The organism is Glaciimonas sp. CA11.2 (genome assembly GCF_034314045.1).
GTDB lineage: Bacteria > Pseudomonadota > Gammaproteobacteria > Burkholderiales > Burkholderiaceae_D > Glaciimonas.
The window spans coordinates 5197088-5218391 of sequence record NZ_JAVIWL010000001.1; the positions used below are offsets into that span (position 1 = coordinate 5197088).

The window sequence follows — 21304 nt, forward strand, 5'->3', positions numbered from 1 at the left end:
TCGCTGCCACGGTAGTTAGGCAATTGATCGGCTATTTGTCAGCCAGTGCGCAATTTAGGAATTTCATGCTAAGACTTCAACCGTTACCTGATTACCTGTTCGCGGCCTATATAGATCGCTCCGTAGAACAGTACACGGCCGATCTGATGCAATCTCGAGGATGCGCAGAACCGGTTGCACGCCATCAGGCAGAGAAATCTATTCTGCATCTTCTGCCAAACGGCAATGCCACTGAAGGTCACCATATAAACGGAATTTGGACTGAAATAGAACCCGACCCGATTGGTGTGCTTTGGTATGAAATAGAAGAATCAACGCTTTTCATTTACGATTTTGAAGTATATCTGGACTATCGGCGACTTGGTTATGGTGCGGAGGTGCTTAGACTGGTGGAAGCTGAAGCGATCCGCTTGGGAATGTCACACCTTGAGCTGAATGTGTTCGGTCACAATGTGGGCGCTCGGGCATTGTATGAAGGTACTGGTTTTGAGGCGATTGAGATTACGATGCATAAACGGATCGCTCAAGCTGCTTATTAGGTGGGTTCGATTCGTTGGCAACTGAAACGGTTGGCCCTCCGTGGGTGCTGGTCGGGTGTGGCCCGACAGCCAGTCACTTTTTCTTGCTTCGGCTCGGCGCCCCCGCCAAGAAAAAGTAACCAAAAAGAAGGCGACCGCAACTAACGCTGCCCTTCGGGTTCCCAAGCATTTCAGCCGCCAGTCGGGTTGAAAGACCAACTCGCTACGCTCAAACATGTGTTCCAACAATTCCCGACTGACAGCTGAAATACTTGGCAGCATCAATGAAGAGGTAGGTCAACGTCAACGGCAACTTCAAGAACAACCGCAACGTCAAAGATGACTGCGCCTGCAAGATCAAGAGCAACTTTAAAGGTGGCTTCGTCTACAACAGCAACAGCCTTGATAGTGGATTTAATTCAGTTTGTACTAACTCCATCTACAAACTTTATATCAAAACGCCTATGAAGATTATCTTGATTATGTCGTCGATATTTTCAACAAGCATTTCATTCCTTGCTTCATCGAAGATCAGTTTGGCCTGAAGAACCTGGATTCGATCAACGTCGATATAGCGATGTGGGAATGCGATTATCCACATTCGGATTGCACATGGCCGGCGTCATCGAATGTGTTCCACACACAGTCAAGCCATTTGTCTGACGAGATCATCAACAAAATCACGCATCTGAACGCTTTGCGTGAGTTTTCGTACGATCGTTTCGCTATATTGGGTCGTGAAAACTGTACCGCGGGCGCATTACCCGCACAAGCCACACACGTCAGTATTGAGCCAGCATTAGGCATGGGCGGCGCGGCTCCAGAGCGCGATCCAACCAAGCCAGTGACCTCCGGTGACATCAATAAGATGTTTGCTGAGGCAGATGCAGCCAATCAAAGCGCTGAGTTGATCTCAATTAGCCTAACCTGCGCTCTGTCGGTAGTCTGATAAGATTATCGGGCTGCTTAGTTTGACCGATTTACGTTTCCCCTAACCTGCACAATGATTTCATCGCGCAGGTTTTTTTCGGCGGATGCCAGCGGTTATATTACGACGCTTCTCCGCCGACTTTTCGACTCCTTCGAACGGTATTTACATGCCAATTACACGGTTCCAATACAGCCGGATTCCTGCAGAAGCTGAGGCCCTTTGGGTAAAGGTACGAGATTTCCTCGCCAGCACATGAATCCTTTCGCGACCAGGTACGTCGTTTTATTGACAAAGAAATCGTCCCATACCACGCCCAATGGGAAGCCGATGGAATCGTGCCTCGTGCTTTGTGGCTCAAGGCTGGCAGTGCTGGTTTGTTATGCGTAACTGTCGCTGAAAAGTATGGCGGCGCTGGCGGCGACTATGGTTACTCGGCGGTATTAATAGAAGAACTCGCTCGTGCAAATGCCACAGCGGTCGGCTTTACCACTCACTCGGAAATCGTCGCCAATTACATTGGCGCCTACGGCAGCGCAGCACAGAAAGACAAGTGGCTCCCTAAAATGGTGAGCGGCGAAATGATTGCCGTCATTGCAATGACGGAACCCGGCGCTGGCAGTGACCTGCGTTCGATCCGGAGCGATGGCGACGAATATGTCATCTCTGGCTAGTCATGTGTGCCGAGTTGACGGCCGAAGTCGCTGCGATGGTCAAGCTTAACGGCTCAGAAATGCAAGGGAAATTACTCGACGAATTACTGCAGTTGCACGGTGGTTACGGTTACATGAGCGAATATAAAATCAGTCGCGCATGGGTTGATGCGCGCGTTGCCAGGATTTATGGCGGCACATCCGAAATCATGAAAGAAATTATTAGTCGGAGCTTGTAATCATGCCCCGAAAAAAATAGCAGATATCGTTTTTAGATATCTATGTTCATCACTATTTAATGCCGAACTGCTAGGCCGGTCCATACGATTCATTTTTCCGCCTGCAATAAATATGTCATTTTAACTACCTTTAAAAATGAAAATTTCACAGCATCCTTTCAAAGAAATATGATGGGGTGACCTCCGTTAATGGCAGCTTCAGATGAACGGATACCTGAATAAAATCAGCTGAACTTAACATTTTTTGAACTTAAAATCTGCTGAACTAATCATGCTTTTAAAGCATTTATTTTCTTCAAAAAAATTTCATTTCTTTTCTTAAAACATTAAATATGACTTTTTTTGTTTAACGTATGTGGTTTATACGTATATTCAGTTTCCCGCAAGATACGTATATTCAGTTCGTCGCAAGATCAATAGCGTACACATAGAAACAATCTTTTTCGTCAGACATCTGAAGCTGTTATTTGATGTCTCTATTTGGGAAATCTGGCAACACGTTCTTCACAGATTTTCGTCACCCACGCATTACTCTCCCGGCTTATTTGAGCTACCAATTCCTGCAAAAGCGTCATAACGGCGTAAGCACCTGTCCAATCCAGCACGCGATACATCAGAATAAATAAACTCCCTAGTCACATTTAGTTAAAAGGGAGCGCAAGTCATCGGTGGGTGCCGCAATGTTACCGACGATGCGTTCCTATGCCTGCATCTGCGCGGCATGCGAGGCACCATTCGTAGCAGATGTGGTGCTGCCTTATGCCTGTGCTTCTAATATCTTATGTCTTCAATCGATATAGATTTTTCGAAAGAACAATAAATGAGTAAGTTTTTGCGTCGAGATGAAGAACAAATAGTTGCATTGAATAAGTACGAGAAGCTACATCATCACTTTCATGATCGTTCGTCGACAGCACGATCAGGCGGACAACGGCTAGTTGAACAATATTATGCCGATGTCCTGCTTTTGTTCGATAACTGGAAAGAGACGCTTCTCATTGGAAGACTGGGGTCTAATTTTTTAGCCGGTCTTACCGTGGCTGCCGTTGCCTTACCACTTAATGTCGCCTTGGCGATGGCGTCCGGCTTGCCTGCCAGTGCGGGGCTGATCGCAGGCGCGGTGGGCGGTGCACTTTCCGCTCTCTTTGGTGGTGCTACCTTACAAGTCACAGGGCCAGCAGCAGCATTGAATGTGTTGGTGTTCGGCCTGGTGGCGCAATTTGGCCCGATAGGCGCAGCAGCGGGCGCCATCGCTGTTGGCGTGATTCAACTTTTGTTCTATGCAATAAGAGCCGGTGGTATCGCACGCTTTCTTCCCGAATCTTTATTAGCCGGTTTTACGACTGGCGTGGGACTAAAACTGCTTGATCAGCAAATCCCAAAGCTGCTTGATATCGATTCTCCGGTCAGCGAGCTGGCGCTTAACCTGCACGTGCCTGTGTGGTTAAACACCGTCAACTGGATTGCTGTACTCACCGGGCTGTTTGTCATGATTTTCATGCTGGGCCTAGTACGTTTTAAAAAATTTCCTGCCGCTATTGTTGGCCTAACTATCGCAACTGCACTCTCAAGTTACCTCCATTGGGATGTACCAGTAATCGGCACTGTGCCCTCAACTCTGCCAGGTTTCTCATTTCCTGAGCTTTCATTGGTTGCATGGACAAATTTATTTGTAGCCTGTATTCCTTTAGCCATACTGGCATCTGCGGAGAGCCTGCTTTCTGCCCAGGCCATCGAAAAAATACGTCCGCAAACTAAACCTTATGGAGCGAATCTTGAAGTGTTTGGGCAAGGTATCGCCAACATTGGCGCGGGGATGTTTGGTGGCTTGCCGGTTTCCGGCGTCATCGTGCGCTCAAGCGTCAATGTGCAAGCAGGTGGGAATAGTCGCATGTCCTCGCTCTTTCACGCCGTACTTCTCCTCATTGCGCCGCTTTTTATGGCGACATGGATAGGCGCAATTCCTGTCCCTGCGCTGGCTGGACTTCTTTGTGTTATCGGCTATAAACTTATCGATATTGCTACTTTAAAACATCTGGTTCAGCAACATAAACTGCAGGTGATTGTTTACCTACTTGCCATGGGTGGGGTACTTTCTGGTCATCTTAGTGTTTGCATGATTTTGGCATGTGCGGTTGCTGGCTTAGACGCATGGATTAACGGAAGAGCCAAGCGAAGACGACAAGTAGTAGAGCAGAACTGGGATACTCACTTAGCTCAGGGAATTCGCGCCCACTTGCCAGCTAGGCGCACGAGTCCATTCAAGAGCGTGCCAACTGCCGTATTTACGCCGCAAGATGAAGATTGGCAATCGCATCTGGATCGAGAACCTGTGGTGCATCCAACCGCATTTGTCCACCCTAATGCATCGATCATCGGACACGTTGTTTTAGGTCCGCGGGTGCACGTGGCTGCCGAAGCTGCGCTCCGGGCAGATGAAGGAACACCTTTTTTCGTTGGTGCTGATACTAATATACAAGACGGCGTTGTACTCCATGCCCTCAAAAGCCAATGGGTTCAGGTCGGTGAAAAAAAATGGGCAATCTACGTGGGCGAACGCGTCTCCCTGGCGCATCAGGCACTCGTTCATGGCCCCAGTTTCATTGGAGATGATACCTTCGTCGGGTTCAAGGCCGTGGTGCATAACGCGATCGTTGGTTCCAATTGTTCCATCGGAATCGGCGCGATTGTGGTCGGAGTAGAAATTCCTGATGGACGTTACGTACCGCCCGGCACGCTGGTTGATACAAATGAAAAGGCACAGGCATTGCCTGCTTCCGAAGCGCATCACCACCACTTCAACGCGGATGTTGTCGATGTCAATCGCGGACTTGCTTCGGCCTATCTGGGAGAAGAAGTTTACTTTCCAGCCACACGTGTAAAAAATCTCCTATTCTGAAAGAAATTTAATGATTGAAATTTTTCTAGGTACAGCGGCTGTCTTCAGTTTATTACTGGTCATTTTGGGATTCCGCTCGTTTTATCAGGTAGAAGAAGGGCATTCGGCCGTCATCACTAATTTGGGGAAATTACGTGCCGATAAACTTGGAGAGCCCTTCATCGCAGAGCCCGGATTGCATATAAAGCTTCCTTGGGAAAAGCTACATGAATTTTCAATCATGGAGCGCACGATTTCTCTTCGAGAGGAGATGCGGGAAGTTGAGTTCTTAGCGCGTGATGGGACCCAATTGCGCCTGACTCCGCAAATTCGCTTTCAATTTCAAAAAGAGCGTTTCCCTACCTATTTGTTTGGTATGAAACGCCCTGCATCGCACCTAAGGGAACTCTTTCGCAGTCTACTGAGTGCAGAGGTTGCCAAGTTTGGTCCTGTCGATGCTCCCGAAGGTTCGTACGCGGAGATTCGGCGTAATCACGGATTGTTACACGCGGGGTTAAAGCAAAGCTTTTTAGCACGCGGGCTGGAAGAGAAATACGGTATTCAGTTTAGTGCTGTGGAAATTACCGAGATACTTCCCCCTGCCGATTTAGCGCAGGCTCTTAACTCCGTACAAAAAACGGAAACTGAAAATATTACTTTACTCAGTCGGTTCCGCGCCGAATGTTCGCAACGACTGGCAGCCGCTGAGCACGCAGTGAGTATTGCCGCATTGAAGGCCGAGGCAGTCGAATCAGAAATCTCGATTCTTGGCGATGCGATGAGAGAGCTTCAGAAACAAGGCACGCTTGATGCCTACCTCCAACGTCGGCGGCACGAAGTTACAGCCCAATCAAAAACCCTTTACTTTAAAACCTAGAAGGATTATTTATGGAATCTTTCAGCTACTTTCTATTTTTTTCATCATTCGTGATAGCCGCATTCATACTCTTGCTCACGTTTTATCTGATTCGGTACGCTGCAGTAGTGGTGCAACCTGAGGAGGTCGTTTTACTTCTTAGCCATGGTCGTTGCCGTGAAGATATTTATACGTCCGGCATTCACTTTCGGCCCTATCTGTGGATACCCGGGCATAGGATTATTCGCATATCGCGCCAACTGGAACACCAGTGTTTCAGAGATATACAAGTAAATGATGCAGTCGGTACCACGCTCCGTATCGATATCTGGATGGATTATAAAGTGTCGAATGCCCGTAAGAGCATGTTCGCTATAGAGTCCTGGCGTACGGCGCTGAATCAATTAGTACCTGATGTGCTGATGACCCAGACCGGACGTGTACGTTTAGAAAATCTGCTATCTGACCGTGAGAGTATCGCTGAATCCGTATTCGAGGGAGTTCGCACTGAAGCGCTTAAATGGGGTGTTTCTATTGCGTCTCTATTTATTCAGGATGTTCGGGTATTGCCAGATATTTCTCGCCAGCTGTCTAGTCTGGTAGCGGCACAGATAGAAATGAAAAAGTCGCATCTGGAAGAAGAAGGCCGCATCAAAATTCAAGTATTGGACGCACAAACGGAGGTTCGCGTCGCAGAACTTCAGGCGCGCGCTAAATCAATGCACCCTATCGGCGTGGCCCGCGCTTACAGTAAGATGGCAGACCATCCAGGCCTGCTGGAAAGATTTCAGGAGCTGTACCAACTTTCCCTTTTGCCTTCAGGCCGGGTCGTTTCTTTTGTCGGTTTTGAGGGCAGTGAAATTGGCCCGCTTGATGCAATGATGATTCCCGTAGAGGACAACGCTGCGAACCACATGGCGCAGGTCTCTAATTACTCTCGCTAAGCACTGCCATACCTGTCGGACCTGCGCGGAGTAAAACCTCTGTCCGCCTCTCAGGTTAAAAATAAGAGGCGGACTACCGATAAACCTGAAATGCCGTATAGAGACTTCAAAGTAAGACAAATACTTCGATGCGGTGCTTAGGGCGTCCAATACGAACAGATTTTCTAGCACCTACATGACAAGTTGCCGTCAACAAGAGCAATAACTTAAGCTTTTGCCAGTTCTACCGCAATAGCCGAAGTGATTCGGGCATCTTCAACGCCAATATGCGGTGCAAAACGGCCAACTACCTGACCTTGTCGGTTAATCAAAAACTTTTCAAAATTCCATAAAACCTGTGGCGCTGGTGCCAGATCCAAGTTGTGTTTTTTCATCATCTCAAGAAAATCATCAGCGCCTTCAGTCTCTGGGAATGCCTCAGTTAGTGCAGCATAAAGCGGGTGCTGATCCTCACCGAGTACAGATATCTTGGAGAAAATAGGGAAACTGACACCATAGTTGAGTGAACAAAACTCTGCGATTTCTTTATCGGTTGCCAACTCCTGCTCGCGGAAATTTCCTGCAGGGAAGCCAAGAATAGACAGACCCGCTTCGTGCTTGTCGCGGTACATTTTTTCCAACTCAGCATACTGAGGCGTCAATCCGCATTTGGAAGCTACATTCACCACCAGGACAACCTGTCCCTGATAGTCTGACAAAGAGGCAGAACTGCCATCTGGACGTGAGAGGGGGATCTGCGTCAACGATTGCGTATTGTCCATCTTGTGGGAATCCTTTTTGGCGATTGTAGAGTAATGCTTTACTCAGGTTGAGGATGTCGTACGTGTCTCTGCTGATTTTAGCGCAGAATACCAAAGAGCGTCTTGCTCAGAGCCCTACGGAATAGTCGCCGATAAGGTGCTGGATAAATGGAGAGACTTAAACTGCGAGTGGAATTATGACTCGCCTTCGATGGTCGTTGTCTCATAGGCACATTGCACATAAGTCATGCGCCCACCAGCCAGCATGAGCGCACAAAACATATTCAGATCGACGATTTCTGGAACTGAAAACCATAACGCGAGTTCTGTAAAAACTGCGTCATTGATCGCCATATAATCTCCAGAAAATAATTCGGCATAACGTAACGCAGCGCACTCCGATGCGTTAAAGCGATCACTGTCACTCGTCAAACAAGCGATGTCATCCTCAGATACGTTGTCAGTTTTGCGCGCTAACTGACAGGCCGTGCAGGTTGTGATAGAGGCGATCCGCAACCGAAACAGTTTCCGCAGGCGGCTGTCGAGCAGTGGATGATTATGTAGCTGATCAAGCGTACTAAGCCATGCCAGCGCAGCGTCTGGTCGGTGGCCCCATACTTGCACTGGGATCGTGGAAATCAGCATTCGACTTGCTTTGCCGCGCTCCCTGGCTTCGCGCAGCGGTTGTGGCAAATCATCCAACGATACCGGTGCAATCCGCGACATCTTTTTCTCTCTCGCTTTACGCCACTCGTTCGATGATCGTCGCCGTACCGTTTCCACCAGCGCAGCGAATGGTTTGCAAGCCAAACCGTGCATTGCGGCGCTCAAGTTCATGCAACGTACTAGCCATAATCCTTGCTCCGCTCGCACCGAGTGGATGCCCCAATGCAATCACCCCACCATTCACATTGAGACGATCATGTGACACACCAAGTTCACGCATCCATATTAACGGCACCGGAGCAAAGGCCTCATTCACCTCAAATAGGTCGATATCGTCCAATGTTAAACCCGCTTTTTCCAATACCTTGCGGGTTGCGGCAATCGGACCGGTCAGCATCAATGTCGGATCTGAGCCGACCGTTGTAACGGCACGAATACGGGCCCGGGCCTTGAGGCCAAGACTCTTCGCTTTATCGGCTGACATGATAAGCAATGCTGCTGCGCCATCCGAAATTTGCGATGCATTACCCGCTGTAATACGGCCGCCTTCTGGACGGAAGCTGGTCTTAGAGTCGTTAATGATGGTGGTCCTGGAGGTTACCTGCGCGGAGACTTCTCGCTAACAATGTTCGTCAGCACACCAATGCCCTCAACTGCTGCTTCTACAACATCCCCCGGATTGAGGAAACGCCCCGTTCCCATCCCAACACCTGCTGGTGAACCGGCGGGAAATTCATCCCGCGTAACGATCCACGGATCGACGCCGGTGGTGGCATCCTGACTTTTAGCGGCGGACAAATCCATACCGATACCGGGAGGCCCGCTATGCTGCAAATCCCGTGCGCTGACATCGTTGCCGACCGTATAACCCAATACGCTCGAAAGCGAATCGTCGTGATCGATCGTATCCGACCCAATCACCACCACCAACTCGACTTCATGATCGAGCTGATCAGTTAAAGGAGGGAACCGAATCTGATCTTGCGCGCCAATCAAAGCGCCATACGATTTCAAAAATGCGAAGGGTTGAGCGGGCGCTTTCAGGCCAAATTCAACCAAATGCTTAGCGTAATTTGCGCCTGCGACCCCGACCCGATTAACGCGCTCAATCGGTGGCAACAGAAGCACCGATGACAACGCCAGCACAGCGCCAGTAAAGCGCAGCGCCGACTGACCTTCCCCTCGCGTAATACGCGGCGCCCACTCGCTGAACTCGCCAGAGATGGGCGTGACAGTGCCCGTGCCCGTATCGACTAACGCCCAAAACGGCGCGCCACTATCCGTGCAGCGGGCGACCTTCATGCTGCTTTTACCAATGGCGTGACACTGCCAATTTTAGCTGGATCCAGATGCAATAACTCGCACGCATTTTTCCAGCGGATTTTGTCCAGTTCCATAGGTGACAATCTCAAACCATCTGTCAGATCATGGCGTACCACGTCGCCACCGCCAAAATTGCTGCCGTAGAGAATACGGTCAGGGCCGATGATATCGACCTTCGCCTGACGCATCGGCACTTCGTGCAATTCGACGTCAAAGTAAAAATTCTTCATGTGCGATAGCAACGGTTTTTTGTTGTACTTAACATCCAGATTTTGGTTGGTTTTTGCCAAACCACCTAGTTGGTAAGGAACGTAACCGCCACCGTGTGTAATGTAATTTTGAGGTTAGGGAAACGATTCAGCACACCGCCGCAAATCAGATTCCAGAAACAACGCGTCTCGTCATACTGCATACCGATGATAGCGGTGGTTTCGTAGTGGTCTTCGTTGGCTTTCTTGCCCCACGTGACTGACTGGTTATAGCCGTGAATAAACATCGGCAAATCCAGGTCGCACAATGTCGACCAGACGATATCCAGTTCCGGCGAATGGAATTCCAGGCCACCAAAGTTGGCGCCACCGGCGACCAGACCTTTAACACCCAGTTCGGTACAAGCACGACGTAATTCGATTGCTGCCGCCTCTGGCGCATTCAACGGAACGTGCGCCGAGAACATCAGACGATCAGGAGCGTGCGAGCAATATTCGGCCAGAACGTCGTTCACCTTACGTGCGAACGGCACTGCGAATTCGGCTTCGGTCCAGTACATGTAGCAATGCGATGGAACTGACACAACCTGCAAATTCTGACCCGCAGCGTCCATACCTGCCAGACGCGTTGTTGGATCGGCCCGGCGTGCCAGATAATCGGCCAACTTTGGTCCGGTGCCTGATCGTACAGCTGCCTTACGTTCTGGTGAACCGAGGCCAAAAATCCAGTCGCCGACGCGTAGTTTGATGTCATCATCTTCATGCTGCTCGAAAAATGGTCCCCAGTGCGGATGTTGGTCGTAATAACCTGGATGCGGTGCGTGCGCGTGGAGATCGATAAGCATGTCTCGTGAACCGCTGCTAGTTGAGGAACAGTGCATCGAAGCAAAAAAGCGGAGAGGTTCAGTGCGATGTTGTGGCGTTATACCATCCGTCTGATTGAACACATATTTATTTTATGTTCTATATTTAGCCTTTTGCAGAATTAGTTGCAGTATAGAATAAGTCGTCATAATATAAAAATATGATTAATAATTAATTTGAACATATTTTTAAATTTCGTTTTTATTGATAATTCTTGGCGCCAAGAAATCGTTACGGGCCGGTTAAGGAGATCATCTTTAGGCATGGCATTTTGAGTAAATAGTTTTCATCTTACGTTGCTGGCAATCGGTCCATAATGTGTGCTTGGTTGTATCCGGGACAGCGTTTTTTGGCCGTGATGCAGGTGTTCGAAACAATAACCACGCATATTGGTGAATAAATGGTCATTCATAGTATTGAAGATGAGACCGGTGTCCATTGCGTCGACGTGGCGTTGGACGACAATGGCACTTTTACTTTTAAGGTGTTTCGTAAAGATCCGGAAGATCAGGGAAGATGGACGTTGGTTGCTGATTACGCTAAGACGACGTATGCGACTGAAGCTGAAGCGTTGGCTGTGGCTGGTGGGACAAGACCATGGGTGAAAGATGTGCTTAATCTCCGCGGCAAGGATAGCTGATATTCAATGCCGTTTGGGTTTTGTGGTGATTTTGTGGTGTCGTCCGACAGTCGGTTATTTTTTCTTTTTCGTTGAATAGACTGGAAGCTCAGGCGACATTGGTTCGATGAAGAATCCTCGGTTCCTCGGTTTTAATTAACGAAAACCGATGAAGTGAGTGAGGCCGCGCTATCTATGACCCCACAAAAATAGCAAACTTATATCCGTCAAAGTCAGACCTCCCATCAAAGCCCCTTCCCCACCACAATCCCCCGAATCATCGTCCCTAACCGCAATGGCAAAAGCGACTTACCAACATCAGTCGGCACCAATAACTCACTAAGCACGTACCGAACCAGCAATTCACAAGCCAGATCGCGATCTATCTGGGTTGCCAAACGCTTGTCCCAATCATCAAACACAATTTCCAAAACCGATTTGTAACGCTCAACAGCGTCATCAAACATGCGTTGAAAAAAAGCAAAAGCATATTCCGGTGCTACCGCCAACAACCGCCGCACCTTATCCTGCCGTAAAAAATGATCAATATAACCAATCACCGCATTAAACCGATCATCAGGATCGGCATGCAACGTCGCCACTTCAACTAACCGTTGATGAAATTGCGCGCGCTGATGTTCGCTAAATGCATCAAGCAAAGCATCCTGTGAAGAAAAATAGCGATAAAAAGTCCCCCGTGAAATACCCGCAACTTCACATACCGCCAGAATCGACACGCGCTCGACGCCCGAGACCAGAATGACCTCCTCAGCGGCGGCAATAATCTGTTGAATAGTCGTATCTGAGCGGCGATTGCGACCGGGCTCACGCGGCGGCGGGACGATTAATGCCACGCTTTTTTTACTTTTCTCGGCCGGTTTTACCACCATTGGTATATTTCCAATGTGTCCTTGTCGCTCTCCGATACTACTGATAAGCCTACCAATACGCTGCGGTAGCTGACGCCGATCCCCCTCTCCCAACACTAATAATTCGCTCAGAACATACCGGATAATCATTTCGCAGATTAACTCACGGTCCAACGTTACCCCAAGGCGTGCATCCCACGCGTCAAACACGATCTTTAAGGCATCCTGAAAACGGTCAAGGGAATCAAGGAAAGCATGCTGAAAAAATCCGAACGCGTATTTTGGAGCAACCTGCAATAGGCGGCGTGCCTTGGTCCCTTTTAAAAAATTATCGAGATGGGCCACCAATGCGATGAAGCGCTCATCCGGGTCGTCATAAGGCTCGGTCGCGCTAATCAATGCCTGATGGAATACGCCACGCTTATGCTGAGTATAGGCTTCTAAGAGTTCATCCTGAGACGAAAAATACCGATAGAAAGTGCCGCGAGAGATACCAGCAACTTCGCATACAGTCAGAATAGAAACGCGGTCAACGCCAGATTCAAGAATGACCTGCTCAGTAGCGACCAGAATTTGATCAATGGTTTTTTCTGAGCGACGATTACGTCCAGGTTCATTGGTGGCATCACCGCGTGAGTCTCCTCCAGTTTCACTTCCACCTCGACGCTCATGGCGCAATTCGGTCTGCGCGGCGTCAGGATCAAATTTACTTAGATGGCACGATGCCAGCGGTTGAAGCAAAAAATCACCACCGCGAGAAATTGCGCCGATCAACTGGGTAATCCATGACAACAATTGACGCCGATCGCCTTTTCTCGGAACCAGAAGTTCGCTCAATACATAACGAATCAGCATTTCGCAAACCAATTCACGGTCAATACGAATTCCTAGCTTGGCATCCCACGCATCAAATACGATATCCAGTACTTCCTGAAAGCGATCTACAGAGTCATGGAAAATACGTTTGAAGAAGCCGAATGCGAACTCGGGTGCCACTTCCAGCAGCCGCCGCGCTTTGCTATGTTTGAGGTAATTATCCAGATAGGATATCAGCGCATTGAAACGATCTTCGGGCGTGAGGTAAGGTGCCGTCGCGGCATGCAGCGCAAGATGAAATCTGGCCCGCTTATGCTTGGAGAAAGCATCAAGTAGCTCATCTTGCGATGAAAAATAGCGATAAAACGTGCCGCGTGAAATGCCCGCGACTTCGCAGACGTTTTGGATAGCAACACGGTCTACACCCGACTCAAGAATCACTTGCTCGGCAGCGGCCAAAATTTGGTCGATTGTTTCTCCAGAGCGCTTGTTACGTCCGGGTTCACGGGGCGGTATTTCAGCTAACGTATTTTTAAGATCACTTTTTTTACTAGTATTTTTTTCACTGACTTTTGGGATGGTTTTTGCACTAATTTTTTTGTTCATTTTTTTACTTTCCACCGCCATTTTTTTGGCTCCCACCGACGTCAATTTCTGCTTACCATCAAGGCCAGCATTCAGCTTCACGGTTTGCTCTGTGGCCGAAATAGGCGATATACGCGATACACGCGATACCCGCTCGTTACTTTTCATTGCCGACTCCGTTCTGTTTCTTTAATAGAAAAGTGTATTAAAACACATTGATAAATAAAAATTGCCATAGTCAAACCGATTATTCGAGGGTGTAAATAATTCTGTATTCCGATTTATATTCTAACCTTAATATTTAGGCATATCTAAAAATTTTGTTCTATTTATGATTATTATATTTACATATTTATTTAATTTGTACACTTTCAGAGAGAAACTGAAAAACGATGAAATAAGAAGGTTCTGTAAATGGATGTGATTTTTTGGAATTTTTTTTGGGGAATCAACGATTAACAAGTTACGGCGACATCAATCGAGAAAATTCCAGGCCAACATTGAAACGAGAGGAAATAACGCTGACGCCGAATTGCTGAACAAATCATGATGGCGGCTTACATGCAGTAAATCACCACCCAGTGCACAACCCCCAACAAGGTGTTGGCTGAACGGCACGCTTAGCGAAAATCGCTTTCATCTGGCATCGATTGGCAGGCCAGGTGCAACGTCTGCCTTTGAGGCCAAATCGCAGTGGCCTCTTCATACAAGAATAAAGTGAGGCCTGAAGTCACTGCCTATGTCGCGGTGAATGGCTTTATTTAAAAAACGCTATGCATGACTACATTGAGATGTTATGTAGATTTCGTATATCTCGTATGAGAACTAGAAATTGGAAATGCTTGGGACGTGCCCCCATACTGCATGCCATCAACACTTTCTTCGGAAACTACCATGACAGCGCAAAACATCTCACTATCCGCTAACGACTTCAATCAAGTCGCTGATACGGCAGCACATCCTGCTAATGATGTCGCTGTCAAACAAAGTCTGTTGCAGAAAATTTTTCTACTGTGGATTAAGCCTTACGAAAATGCGGGCGGTTTCATTCCACATATATAAGTCTTCACCCGATCACCAGCATAGTTGGTAATTCGGCCTAGTGATCTTATTTACAGATGTTCAGTAAGAAAGTTTGTTCAGGAAACCGCGAAATCACGCGGTTTTTTTTCGTTTTATTTTTGTCTTGTCATCAGTGGTTTGTGCTGGCAAAGCGCAAATACCAAATGGCACGTATAACGTCGCGCTCAACCCTTCTAAGGCTTCGGCTATCGATTGCTTCAAACCAGCTTTATATGCATTCGGCGAGCCACAGCATGATTGCTGGGGCTCGCCGAAATTATTTTAAGGGGCCAAAAGTATCGTGATATCAATTAAGACCATCGACTGACTGATGAATTAAACATTACACGTTTTAATGCCCATCAAATAGCTTCATGATGCTGCGCTTCTCGTCGTCTTCTGCTGTCGCGGGAGTGCCATCTTCATTTGTTCCCGATCCTCCGCCAACTCCCAATGAAGCAATGAAGCCGTTCCCTGGAGTGAAGTTATCGAAGAATAATTCATTGTTAATGGTAGTGATACCCTCGGGCATTGGCATCTGTACCTGTGGAACGCCACGCAATGCACGCCCCATATAACTGACCCAAATCGGTAATGCCAATTGTGCCCCAAACTCGCGGCTACCAAGAGTCTTCGGCTGATCAAAGCCCATCCATGCGACGGCGACCAATGAGTTTTGATAACCGGCAAACCAGCCATCGAAAGCGTCATTCGTTGTCCCTGTTTTACCGGCAATGTCAGTACGACCCAACACGTTAGTACCCGCACCCGTGCCACGCTGCGCCACGCTCTGCAACAAACTGGTCATGACATAGCTATTGCGTGCATCCAGTACTCGCGTTGCGTTCTGACCTGCTATTTCAGGCTGTGCGCGCGACAATGCTACGCCATGTGCATCCACGACTTCAGAGATCAAATACGGATTGACGCGATACCCGCCATTTGCCAGCACCGCGTAAGCTCCGGCCAGTTGCAGCGGCGTAGTCTGACCAGCACCCAGAGCTGTCGGCAGATACGGAGGAATTTTGTCCCGGTCAAAGCCGAAATGTGTGGTCACAAAATCTTGCGCATATTTAGCACCGATAGCATCCATCAGGCGCACAGTCACCAGATTCTTGGAGCGCTGTAAACCGGTCCGCATTGGCATTGGTCCATCCGGCGTATCGTCATCTTTCGGCTCCCAATTAGGTTGCCCGGGACCGCCCGGAAAAGAAACCGGCGAATCGTTAATGATCGACGCCGGACCGAAACCCTTTTCAAGAGCGGCGGAGTATATGAACGGTTTAAAAGTCGATCCCGGCTGACGCCATGCTTGCGTCACGTGATTGAATTTATTTTGATTGAAATCAAAGCCGCCAATCAATGTCTTGATCGCGCCGGTTTGCGGCGTCAGCGCCACCAACGTCGCCTCGACTGATGGTAGTTGAGTGATTTGCCATCCTTTTGGTGATTGCATGACGCGAATCACTGAACCAGGTTGAATGCGGTTATTTTTGGCAGCTTTTGGACTCAAGGCTGCAGCGGCAAAACGCAAACCCTCACCACTTACGGTGACCACGGTATCGTTACGCAGCATAACTTGCACTTGCTTACTGTCTGCGCTCAGTACCACGCCCGGCACAATATCATCGTTATCGGGCTTGTTATCAAGCGCATCACCGACGGCGTCATCGCGCTCATCGCCATTTGACGGTAATACAATCAATCCTTCCGGGCCTCGATATCCATGCCGACGATCGTAATCCATTACCCCTTTGCGCACCGCATCGTAACCAGCCTGTTGATCAACTGAGTTGAGAGTCGTAGTGACGCTTAGACCGCGGGTATAAATCTCATCTTTATACTGGGCATACAACATCTGACGGACCATTTCAGTCGCATATTCGGCATGTACACTGTAAGTATTTCCGGTCGTCTTGACTTTGATATCTTCGGCGAAAGCCTGATCATATTCCGGCTGGGTGATGAATTCGAGCTGTAGCATGCGCTTTAAGATGTATTCCTGGCGAATACGCGCGCGCTTGGGGTTAACTACCGGGTTATAAGCTGACGGCGCTTTTGGAAGTCCGGCGAGCATCGCTGCCTGTGCCAGCGTGACATCTTTTAACTCTTTACCAAAATAAGCCCGAGCCGCTGCGGCAAACCCAAATGATCGCTGTCCCAGAAAAATCTGGTTCATATAGACTTCAAGAATCTGGTCTTTTGTTAAGGCATTTTCAATTTTGTAAGCCAGCAAAATTTCATAAATTTTACGCGTATAGGTTTTTTCGCTAGATAAAAATACGTTACGTGCAACTTGCATCGTAATCGTACTAGCACCTTGCGAAGCCCCGCCGTGCATAATATCAGTGCCAATTGCCCGCAGAATACCGATCAGATCGATTCCGCCATGTTGATAGAATCGCGCATCTTCAATGGCAAGCACGGCATTTTTCATGTTAGCCGGAATATCCTGCAACTTCACCAGGCTGCGGCGCTCTTCGCCAAACTCGCCAATCAAAACATGATCAGCGGTGTAAATGCGTAGCGGCACCTTGGGTCGATAATCGGTGATAGCGCCTAGATCCGGCAATTGCGGCTGCATCACCACCAGTGCGTAAGCTATCAGCAAACCACCAATGACTGCACCGGCAAGCACCACGCCGCCGATTGTGAATAACAATCCATGCAATAACGTGCCGTTTTGTTTTTTTGGCTGATGGAGGTGTGCCCTCGTCGATGTCAATTCCGCTAGTTTGGATTTGTCGGCAGGAGGTTTCAAATTGTTTTGTCGAGATTTTAATGTAAATAGCATAACGATATTGGATGGAATTAGCCCCATATCCTACAACATGCAGCGCGAACTACCCAGAATCGTCTGTAAGAAGAAGTAACTTTATTAAAAAAAGTAAAAATCTGGTTTAGGAAGTAGAGGGAAATTGGATAAAAAACCAATAGAATACGGTGCTAATTCAACAACAATTCAACAATAAGTCGATACAGATTCGATAGATCAGACAATAAGAAGTGATCGAATCATCTCGTCGGTAGCGCTGGCTGCCGCTTGCGGCGTCTGCAACGGGAACAAATGACCACCGGGAAGTAGTTTTATGTGGCTGCCAACCAATCGTCTGGTCGCTGCCATACCTGCTTGACGACACTCAACTGAATCAATCCCGCCGATAAAACCAACCGGGACCGGATAAGGTGGCCTCACAACCTGACCCAAGTGATGGGGTAAGGTCAAATAAACTGCTGTTTCAATTTCACGCTTAAAACGCAACGCTACACTTCCAGACTGCTCTACGGTGCCGTGCTCAACGTAATCGCGCAACACTTCTTCGGGCCAACTGGCGAACACCGGTTTAGTGGAGAAGTGCTGATAAACCGCCTCGGCATCCGGCCATTGAATACGACGGCGCTGCGAAAACCGTGCTGGAGACCAACGTCGGTCAATCCCCAGCGCTTTCGCCAATCTAAATACACCGGCTCGCCATCCTACGGTTACGGGCGCGTCTAACAGCACCACGCAACGTACCAGATCAGGGCGCTGTCTTGCGACCATTAAGGATAAAATTCCGCCCAGCGAATGACCGACCAAAATCACTGGCTGTTGATAGCGCACAAGCAATTCATTGACAAACTCTTGCGCTAGCGCGGGCCAACCATCTGTTACCGGATAATCTGGATTATGGGCATGCATTTCCAGGGCATGGACATCGTAATTCTGACTTAACAGATCAAGAAAACGGCGATACGTTCCGGAAGGAAAGCTATTTCCATGCGCAAAATGCACAATGGGACGGGGCGACGGGATTTGGGAAACCATGGATGAAATATTCGTAAGTGTGCTTGTAACGGTATTTAATAGAGTCATTGCGGGCAGTGAAAAGTCCTTATCCACGCACACGCAGGATTTAATAGACTCTATTAAAAACCATAAGCGTTGTTTGTCACAAACCAAATTTTAGAGCCGACGCTCAATGATCGTCTCAGCGACCATACCAATAACGTTTATGTTGCTGGCGATACTCCGTCACATCAAGCGTGCTGCCAAAATGTAAAAGTATTGCACCAGATTGATCATTGCGTACATTGCGAATACCTAATTGTTGATAACGTTCCAACACTTGCGCCTGAGGATGTCGAAATCGATTGCGATAACCCATCTGAAAAATTGCCACAGACGGATTAACCTCTTGCAAAAATGCGCTGGTTGAAGAGGTTCCACTACCATGATGCGGTACGAGCAGCACTGTCGATTTTAAACGACCGGGCGCATTCGGCGTCATGACGCTATCGGTGGCAATCGCTCCTTTATCCTGTATCAATTGTCGCTCCTGCGCCTTCTCTATATCGCCGGGAAGCAGGATCGACAAGTCACCGTTGGTAATTTTGAGCGTGCAACTCATGGTATTCGCCTTGCCCGATTTTCGATCCTTACGTTCGTTATTTTCATAATTATGCTTTGCAGGAAATAGCATATCAAACTGCACGCCATCCCAATTCCATGACTGTCCGTCCTGACACCGAGTGTGGCCCGGTGAGACAGCAACAATCCGATGATCCGGGGATAAAGATGAGTACACACGATCAACCTCAATCGCCTTTATCACGGACATTGCACCGCCGGAATGATCGCTATCCGAGTGTGAAATCACCATCGTATCAATCGCGGTGATCCCTCTGGCCTTTAGATACGGCACGATAATCCTGCTACCGGCATCGGACTCAGGCGAGTAATAAGGCCCCGTGTCATAAAGCAAGCGATGCCCGGAAGTTTCAATCAGCAGGGCCATACCTTGCCCGACATCAAACGCAGTAACCGTCATCTCACCCTCCGCGGGCCGCGTTGCGGAGTGTAACAATAACGGTAACCAGCCAATCAGGGCTAACCAGCGTAACGGCCAGCCGCGTGGCGCCAATAACCACAGCGTGGCAGCCATCGCGATAGCAAAAGTCCACGCTGGCGGCAACGGCGCTTGCCAGACAGCCAGCGGAAAACTGCTGAGCCATGTCAATACTGTTGCCAGCCAATCCACCAGAATATGCGCCAGCGTTAATACCCATCCCGATAAGGGTGCAGGCAACATACTGCCCATCAATGCCATCGGCGTCACTAACAGGCCAATCAACGGAATGGCAATGGCGTTCGCGAGCGGACTTATCAGGGATATTTGTCCAAACAAAAGGATCGTCATTGGCACTAATCCGATTGTCACGACATATTGGGTATAAGCGCCGTTTTTTATAGGATCGAGCCACACTCTGGCGGGAGTATTGGGAACCAAAGCGGACGCATCAATTAACTGCTTGGTGCGGCCAACGCTAGCATACAAAATCGTACCCACCGCGCCAAAAGATAGCCAGAATCCTGGAGAAAGTACCGCCCATGGATCGCGTAGCAATACCACCATTAGGGCGATACACAAAATATGAGAAACACTGGCAATCCGTCCGGTCCAGATGGCCAATGCGACCATCAATAACATATACAAGGTTCGCTGAGCAGGCAAGCCAAAGCCTGCCAATAATACGTACAACAAGGCCGCAGCCGCACCGGCTAATACTGCCGCTTTCTGGGCGGGTAGACGCAACGGTAAAGTGTTGCCGATAAAAAAAGACCGTCGCCATAACGCCGACATGATTGCGGCAAAAAGGCCCGCAATCATCGTGATATGAAGACCCGATATGGAAATCAGATGCCCCACGCCAGTACGATTAAAAATTAGCCAGTCGTTTTGATCTACGGCACGCTGATCACCGATGACCAATGCGACTAAAACACCGACATATTTCTTTTCTGGCAAAGCCGCCAAAATACGTTGGCGAACCCAACCGCGCACCGCTTCTACACAATGACCGAAAGTGAAGACAAAGCGGTCTAATTGACGGTTGTTTAGTGACACATCTACTGACGAATCAACAGTTTCATCTGCGCTTAAAGAGGATGCCTTGTCAGCGCGAACATAGCCTGTTGCACGCAAATTTTGTTCGAGCAACCAAACTTCGTAATCAAATCCGTGGGGATTGGCATTGCCATGTGGTCGTTTTAAGCGAACTGTCAGCCGCCAGCGTGCGCCGGGTTCAATCTGACCAATGTCGCCAATCTGAACGCCGTCATTGGCTTGTTGCTTTGGTTGATGATTGAATGGGCGATACCAAGACAGCGCCAATTGGGATGGTATCGTTGGTGTTACGCCCTTTTGCGGTAAAACTTTTTCGACCGCAAAGTTAAACCGCACACCTTGTTCAAAATGGGTCGGCAAACTCGCAATGGTACCGATCAATGTGACGTCCCGCCCTTCCCACTCGACCGGCAACTCCTGTCGCAGATAATAGTGCGCAAACAGCGCCGCCCAGCAAAAGCCAAGTAACGCACCGCAAACAATCAGCCCCGTTATTTTTATCAGTCTATGCCGAAGTATCCCTGCGACTAAGCCAGCAAGAGCCGCCAACAAGCACACAATACCGATGAGAAAAGCGGACGGCAATGCTGCTTGAGTCTGTAAAAAAACCACACCGATTAAGAAACCAAGAATGAAACTCCGCACCG

17 protein-coding genes and 2 pseudogenes are annotated in these 21304 nt (G+C 48.6%); 8 read left to right on the forward strand and 11 right to left on the reverse strand.

The window, feature by feature from the left end; translation table 11 throughout:
- The first annotated feature begins 65 nt into the window (after nt 1-65).
- The 6 genes and pseudogenes from RGU75_RS22430 (at nt 66) to RGU75_RS22455 (ending at nt 7016) form a co-directional block, all read left to right on the forward strand.
- The gene (locus tag RGU75_RS22430) at nt 66-539 is read left to right on the forward strand and encodes a GNAT family N-acetyltransferase (protein ID WP_322239836.1); all 474 of its coding nucleotides are present in this window, start codon (nt 66-68) and stop codon (nt 537-539) included.
- A gap of 610 nt (nt 540-1149) precedes the next feature.
- The gene (locus tag RGU75_RS22435) at nt 1150-1467 is read left to right on the forward strand and encodes a hypothetical protein (RefSeq protein WP_322239838.1); all 318 of its coding nucleotides are present in this window, start codon (nt 1150-1152) and stop codon (nt 1465-1467) included.
- A 218-nt stretch (nt 1468-1685) separates the two neighbouring features.
- Nucleotides 1686-2338: pseudogene (locus tag RGU75_RS22440) on the forward strand (acyl-CoA dehydrogenase family protein).
- Between the two features lie 820 nt (nt 2339-3158).
- Entirely contained in the window at nt 3159-5237 is a 2079-nt protein-coding gene (locus RGU75_RS22445) for a SulP family inorganic anion transporter (protein WP_322239840.1), read from the forward strand.
- 10 nt (nt 5238-5247) lie between these two features.
- Nucleotides 5248-6093 (forward strand): SPFH domain-containing protein, encoded by an 846-nt coding sequence (locus tag RGU75_RS22450; protein ID WP_322239842.1) that lies wholly within the window; start codon nt 5248-5250, stop codon nt 6091-6093.
- An 11-nt stretch (nt 6094-6104) separates the two neighbouring features.
- Nucleotides 6105-7016 carry an SPFH domain-containing protein gene (locus RGU75_RS22455; protein ID WP_322239844.1) on the forward strand — a complete coding sequence of 304 codons (912 nt, stop codon included), beginning with the start codon at nt 6105-6107 and terminating at the stop codon, nt 7014-7016.
- A gap of 206 nt (nt 7017-7222) precedes the next feature.
- On the opposite strand, the gene RGU75_RS22460 is transcribed toward RGU75_RS22455, so the two are convergent.
- The 7 genes and pseudogenes from RGU75_RS22460 to RGU75_RS22490 form a co-directional block, all read right to left on the reverse strand.
- Nucleotides 7223-7777: a glutathione peroxidase gene (locus RGU75_RS22460; RefSeq protein WP_322239846.1), complete on the reverse strand. Its 555-nt coding sequence runs from the start codon at nt 7775-7777 to the stop codon at nt 7223-7225.
- Between the two features lie 174 nt (nt 7778-7951).
- Nucleotides 7952-8482, reverse strand: a complete 531-nt coding sequence (locus tag RGU75_RS22465) for a carboxymuconolactone decarboxylase family protein (RefSeq protein WP_322239848.1) — start codon at nt 8480-8482, stop codon at nt 7952-7954.
- A 16-nt stretch (nt 8483-8498) separates the two neighbouring features.
- On the reverse strand, nt 8499-8906 hold the full coding sequence (locus tag RGU75_RS22470; protein WP_322239850.1) for a hypothetical protein: 408 nt from the start codon (nt 8904-8906) through the stop codon (nt 8499-8501).
- A 3-nt stretch (nt 8907-8909) separates the two neighbouring features.
- A pseudogene (locus tag RGU75_RS22475) lies at nt 8910-9005 on the reverse strand (hypothetical protein); the annotation flags it as partial.
- A 14-nt stretch (nt 9006-9019) separates the two neighbouring features.
- Nucleotides 9020-9724 (reverse strand): fumarylacetoacetate hydrolase family protein, encoded by a 705-nt coding sequence (locus RGU75_RS22480; RefSeq protein WP_322239852.1) that lies wholly within the window; start codon nt 9722-9724, stop codon nt 9020-9022.
- Complete coding sequence (locus RGU75_RS22485) at nt 9721-9975, reverse strand: hypothetical protein (protein ID WP_322239854.1); 255 nt, start codon at nt 9973-9975, stop codon at nt 9721-9723. Before RGU75_RS22485 ends, RGU75_RS22480 begins: the two co-directional genes overlap by 4 nt.
- 65 nt (nt 9976-10040) lie before the next feature.
- The gene (locus RGU75_RS22490) at nt 10041-10799 is read right to left on the reverse strand and encodes an amidohydrolase family protein (protein ID WP_322239856.1); all 759 of its coding nucleotides are present in this window, start codon (nt 10797-10799) and stop codon (nt 10041-10043) included.
- A 419-nt stretch (nt 10800-11218) separates the two neighbouring features.
- Between RGU75_RS22490 and RGU75_RS22495 the strand changes: the two genes are divergently transcribed.
- On the forward strand, nt 11219-11458 hold the full coding sequence (locus tag RGU75_RS22495) for a hypothetical protein (RefSeq protein WP_322239858.1): 240 nt from the start codon (nt 11219-11221) through the stop codon (nt 11456-11458).
- A 224-nt stretch (nt 11459-11682) separates the two neighbouring features.
- Here the strand turns inward: RGU75_RS22495 and RGU75_RS22500 are convergent, their stop codons facing one another.
- Nucleotides 11683-13875: a TetR/AcrR family transcriptional regulator gene (locus tag RGU75_RS22500; RefSeq protein WP_322239860.1), complete on the reverse strand. Its 2193-nt coding sequence runs from the start codon at nt 13873-13875 to the stop codon at nt 11683-11685.
- A 726-nt stretch (nt 13876-14601) separates the two neighbouring features.
- Between RGU75_RS22500 and RGU75_RS22505 the strand changes: the two genes are divergently transcribed.
- On the forward strand, nt 14602-14769 hold the full coding sequence (locus RGU75_RS22505; RefSeq protein WP_322239862.1) for a hypothetical protein: 168 nt from the start codon (nt 14602-14604) through the stop codon (nt 14767-14769).
- Nucleotides 14770-15121: 352 nt separating this feature from the next.
- On the opposite strand, the gene RGU75_RS22510 is transcribed toward RGU75_RS22505, so the two are convergent.
- From RGU75_RS22510 to RGU75_RS22520, 3 genes are all read right to left on the reverse strand, one after another.
- Nucleotides 15122-17440: a penicillin-binding protein 1A gene (locus RGU75_RS22510; RefSeq protein WP_322240735.1), complete on the reverse strand. Its 2319-nt coding sequence runs from the start codon at nt 17438-17440 to the stop codon at nt 15122-15124.
- A 321-nt stretch (nt 17441-17761) separates the two neighbouring features.
- Nucleotides 17762-18577, reverse strand: coding sequence for an alpha/beta hydrolase (locus tag RGU75_RS22515; RefSeq protein ID WP_322239864.1), 816 nt, complete (start codon nt 18575-18577; stop codon nt 17762-17764).
- 163 nt (nt 18578-18740) lie between these two features.
- Entirely contained in the window at nt 18741-21302 is a 2562-nt protein-coding gene (locus tag RGU75_RS22520) for a DNA internalization-related competence protein ComEC/Rec2 (protein WP_322239866.1), read from the reverse strand.
- Nucleotides 21303-21304 lie beyond the last annotated feature (2 nt).

Excerpts from the sequence above, each read along its gene's own strand:
- RGU75_RS22495 (WP_322239858.1), top strand. The coding sequence starts at position 11,219 with ATGGTCATTCATAGTATTGAAGATGAGACCGGTGTCCATTGCGTCGAC.
- RGU75_RS22515 (WP_322239864.1), bottom strand. The coding sequence starts at position 18,577 with ATGGTTTCCCAAATCCCGTCGCCCCGTCCCATTGTGCATTTTGCGCAT.
- RGU75_RS22460 (WP_322239846.1), bottom strand. The coding sequence starts at position 7,777 with ATGGACAATACGCAATCGTTGACGCAGATCCCCCTCTCACGTCCAGAT.
- RGU75_RS22485 (WP_322239854.1), bottom strand. The coding sequence starts at position 9,975 with ATGAAGAATTTTTACTTTGACGTCGAATTGCACGAAGTGCCGATGCGT.
- RGU75_RS22465 (WP_322239848.1), bottom strand. The coding sequence starts at position 8,482 with ATGTCGCGGATTGCACCGGTATCGTTGGATGATTTGCCACAACCGCTG.
- RGU75_RS22490 (WP_322239856.1), bottom strand. The coding sequence starts at position 10,799 with ATGCTTATCGATCTCCACGCGCACGCACCGCATCCAGGTTATTACGAC.
- RGU75_RS22505 (WP_322239862.1), top strand. The coding sequence starts at position 14,602 with ATGACAGCGCAAAACATCTCACTATCCGCTAACGACTTCAATCAAGTC.
- RGU75_RS22480 (WP_322239852.1), bottom strand. The coding sequence starts at position 9,724 with ATGAAGGTCGCCCGCTGCACGGATAGTGGCGCGCCGTTTTGGGCGTTA.
- RGU75_RS22500 (WP_322239860.1), bottom strand. The coding sequence starts at position 13,875 with ATGAAAAGTAACGAGCGGGTATCGCGTGTATCGCGTATATCGCCTATT.
- RGU75_RS22470 (WP_322239850.1), bottom strand. The coding sequence starts at position 8,906 with ATGTCAGCCGATAAAGCGAAGAGTCTTGGCCTCAAGGCCCGGGCCCGT.
- RGU75_RS22455 (WP_322239844.1), top strand. The coding sequence starts at position 6,105 with ATGGAATCTTTCAGCTACTTTCTATTTTTTTCATCATTCGTGATAGCC.
- RGU75_RS22450 (WP_322239842.1), top strand. The coding sequence starts at position 5,248 with ATGATTGAAATTTTTCTAGGTACAGCGGCTGTCTTCAGTTTATTACTG.
- RGU75_RS22430 (WP_322239836.1), top strand. The coding sequence starts at position 66 with ATGCTAAGACTTCAACCGTTACCTGATTACCTGTTCGCGGCCTATATA.
- RGU75_RS22445 (WP_322239840.1), top strand. The coding sequence starts at position 3,159 with ATGAGTAAGTTTTTGCGTCGAGATGAAGAACAAATAGTTGCATTGAAT.